A 3,336-nucleotide genomic window follows, 5' to 3' on the forward strand; every position below is an offset into this window, starting at 1 on the left:
AAAGGCGCAAAGGCGCAAAGGCGCAAAGGCGCAAAGGCGCAAAGGCGCAAAGGCGCAAAGGCGCAAAGGCGCAAAGGATGCAAAGGGTAGGATGTGGTGAGCGCAGCGAACCGCATCGATCAGGGTACGCTGTCGGTCTCCATACTCCGGCACAGGAACGAGAGAAACTAATTTTTAGTCCGCAGATTACACAGATTTTCACAGATAAAGAATGAAGTAATCTGCGCAATCTGTGGATAAAAGATGTCGTTTGTTGGACACCCTTTGGGGTGAATGGCATCGGTAGCCGTAACCGGCTAGAATTTTCGACTTATTTACTGGCCCGATCCCCTGAGCTCATTGTCGGGGTGGTCGCTATCGCAGATGCGGTTGGAGGCGGTTGACCCAGATCGCCGCCGGGCTTTCCACACGGGAGACGATTCCATGCCAATGAGCGCAGCAGAGAAACAACAGGTCATCGCCGAATACCGGCGCGGAGAGAGCGATACCGGCTCTCCCGAGGTGCAGGTCGCCTTGTTGACCACCCGCATAAAACAGCTCACCGGGCATTTTTCCGAGCACAAGCACGACCATCACTCCCGCCGGGGCCTGGTGCGTATGGTTAACGCCCGTCGCAAGCTGCTCGATTACCTCAAGGGCAAGGACCAGGACCGCTACCGCACCCTGATCTCCCGTCTCGGCCTGCGCCGCTGAGGACTGGGGGCTGTCGACATTCGGCGTTCTTAAGCTCCGGTTGCGGGCCCGTTGCCACGTGACTTGAATTGCGAAAGGGATCGGATCCGCAGACCCCCGGACCCGCTATCGCTGACGGCTGAGCGCTGAAAACACCGCGATAATTACGCCACATCGGGCCTTGAGACTGCCGAGCGCAACCAAGCTTGCCGGCGGACTACCAATGCCCTGATGAATGACCAGTAGGAACAACCAGCAGGAACAACCAGTGACACCTATACAAAAGACCTTTCAATTCGGCGACCAAAGGGTAACCCTCCAGACCGGTGAGATCGCCCGCCAAGCCGATGGCGCCGTACTCGTCACTATGGACGACACGGTGGTCCTCGTTACCGTCGTGGTGGACAAACGCCCTGGTGCCGAGCGTGACTTTTTTCCCATGACCGTGGACTATCAGGAAAAAACCTACGCCGCCGGCCGCATCCCGGGCGGCTTCTTCCGCCGTGAGGGGCGGCCGAGCGAGACCGAGATTCTCACCGCACGGCTCATGGACCGCCCGCTCCGGCCGCTCTTTCCAAAGGGGTATAACCAGGAGGTCCAGATCATCGCCACCGTCAAGTCCCTCAACCCCGCAGCCAGTCCGGAGATCCCGGCCATGCTCGGTGCCTCGGCGGCCTTGGCCATATCCGGCGCACCTTTCAAGGGTCCCATCGGGGCCGCCCGCGTCGGCTACAAGGACGGCGCCTATTTGCTCAATCCGCCCGTTACCGGTCTCGGACCGGACACCGACTTGGACCTGGTGGTGGCCGGCACCGAGCAGGCCGTCCTGATGGTCGAGTCCGAGGCCAGGGGACTCTCCGAAGCGGTCATGCTGGGGGCGGTGCTCTATGGTCACGATCGGATGCAGGTGGCGATCGCTGCCATCAGGGAGCTGGCGGCCGAGGTCGGCAAGGCCCCGCTGCCCTGGGCGCCGGTGCCGGAAGACACCGAGCTCACAGCAAAGGTGGAGTCCAGCTGTGGTGCCGGTCTGGGCGATGCCTACCGCATCGCGGACAAGCTAGAGCGCTATGGCGCCTTGGACCAGGTCCGCGGCGCGGCGGTGGAGGCGCTCGCCGCCAGCGAGGAACCTAAGTGGTCGGAGCAAGCGGTGAGGGAGGCCATCGAGAGGCTGGAGAAAAAGGTCGTCCGGGGTCGCATTCTCGCCGGAGAGCCGCGTATCGATGGTCGCGATAACCGCACTGTGCGCCCGATCGCCATCCGTACCGGCCTGTTGCCACGCACCCATGGCTCGGCCCTGTTTACCCGCGGCGAGACCCAGGCCCTGGTGGTCACCACCTTAGGGACCGAGCGCGATTCACAGATCATCGATGCTCTGGAGGGCGAGCGGCGCGAGCCCTTTATGCTCCACTACAACTTTCCCCCCTTCTGCGTCGGCGAGACCGGCCGGGTCGGCAGCCCCAAGCGGCGCGAGATCGGTCATGGTCGCCTAGCCAAGCGCGGGGTGCTGGCAGTCATACCGAGTCCGGAGACCTTCCCCTACTCGGTACGCGTGGTCTCCGAGATCACCGAGTCCAACGGCTCCAGCTCCATGGCGAGCGTCTGCGGGACCAGCCTGTCCCTGATGGACGCGGGGGTGCCCATCAAGGGCGCAGTGGCCGGCGTGGCTATGGGACTCATCAAGGAAGGCGGCGATTTCGCCGTGCTCACCGATATCATGGGCGACGAGGATCACCTCGGTGACATGGATTTCAAGGTTGCGGGTACCGCCGAGGGGATCAACGCCCTGCAGATGGATATCAAGATCGAGGGCATCACCAGAGAGATCATGGAGACCGCCCTGGCGCAAGCCGAAGAGGCGCGGATCCATATCCTGGGGGAAATGAACAAGGTCATCGATGTGCACCGCGCCGAAATGTCCGAGCACGCCCCGCGCATCATCGACTTCAAGATCCACCCGGAGAAGATACGCGACGTCATCGGCAAGGGCGGTACCACCATTCGTTCCATCACCGAAGAGACCGGGGCCACCATCGATATCTCCGACGACGGCCTGGTCAAGATCTTCTCCGTAGACAGGGGTGCCGGGGAGGAGGCCAAGAAGCGCATCGAGCTGATTACGGCCGATGTGGAGGTAGGCCGGGTCTACGAAGGCAAGGTCGCCCGCCTCATGGACTTCGGCGCCTTCGTCACCATCCTGCCTGGACGCGACGGCCTGGTGCACATCTCTCAGATCAGCGAGGAGCGGGTGGAAAGGGTCAGCGATAAGCTGGCAGAGGGTGACCTGGTCCGCGTCAAGGTCCTGGAAGTGGACAAACAGGGCCGGGTACGCTTGAGCATGAAGGCGGTGGATCGGGACTGATCCGAGGTGTTGTGAGCATCATACCTGGTGTCTGCGCCAGCCCATCATTTCAAATATTCTGCATGTTCGTAGGGAACGCCCTCTGTGGCGTTCCGAACGGCTGCGGAACGGCACGGAGGCCGTTCCCTACAGGAAAATGAGGTGAAACAAGGTACTAGTGCAGCGTAGTAGAAATCCTAATGCCATTTGTTAATTGGACTTGTACCAGAACGAACCGCACCGAAAAACCACGGATAAACACGGATAAACACAGATCACAATCCGTGTTTATCTGTGTCCATCCGTGGTTCTAATGCAAGAAATGG

At 61.0% G+C, this 3,336-nt stretch carries 3 protein-coding genes; all 3 read left to right on the top strand.

What is annotated here, in order from left to right; translation table 11 throughout:
* Positions 1-215: hypothetical protein (locus BQ17_RS22555; RefSeq protein WP_218068200.1), on the top strand; the 215-nt coding region annotated here is incomplete at its 5' end.
* Positions 216-423: 208 nt separating this feature from the next.
* Complete coding sequence (gene rpsO / locus BQ17_RS09405; RefSeq protein ID WP_089726452.1) at positions 424-693, top strand: 30S ribosomal protein S15; 270 nt, start codon at positions 424-426, stop codon at positions 691-693.
* A gap of 214 nt (positions 694-907) precedes the next feature.
* Entirely contained in the window at positions 908-3,031 is a 2,124-nt protein-coding gene (gene pnp / locus BQ17_RS09410) for a polyribonucleotide nucleotidyltransferase (protein ID WP_089726453.1), read from the top strand.
* Positions 3,032-3,336 lie beyond the last annotated feature (305 nt).

The organism is Candidatus Thiosymbion oneisti (assembly GCF_900092655.1).
GTDB classification, from domain to species: domain Bacteria; phylum Pseudomonadota; class Gammaproteobacteria; order Chromatiales; family Chromatiaceae; genus Thiosymbion; species Thiosymbion oneisti.

Excerpts from the sequence above, each read along its gene's own strand:
- rpsO (WP_089726452.1), top strand. The coding sequence starts at position 424 with ATGCCAATGAGCGCAGCAGAGAAACAACAGGTCATCGCCGAATACCGG.
- pnp (WP_089726453.1), top strand. The coding sequence starts at position 908 with ATGACCAGTAGGAACAACCAGCAGGAACAACCAGTGACACCTATACAA.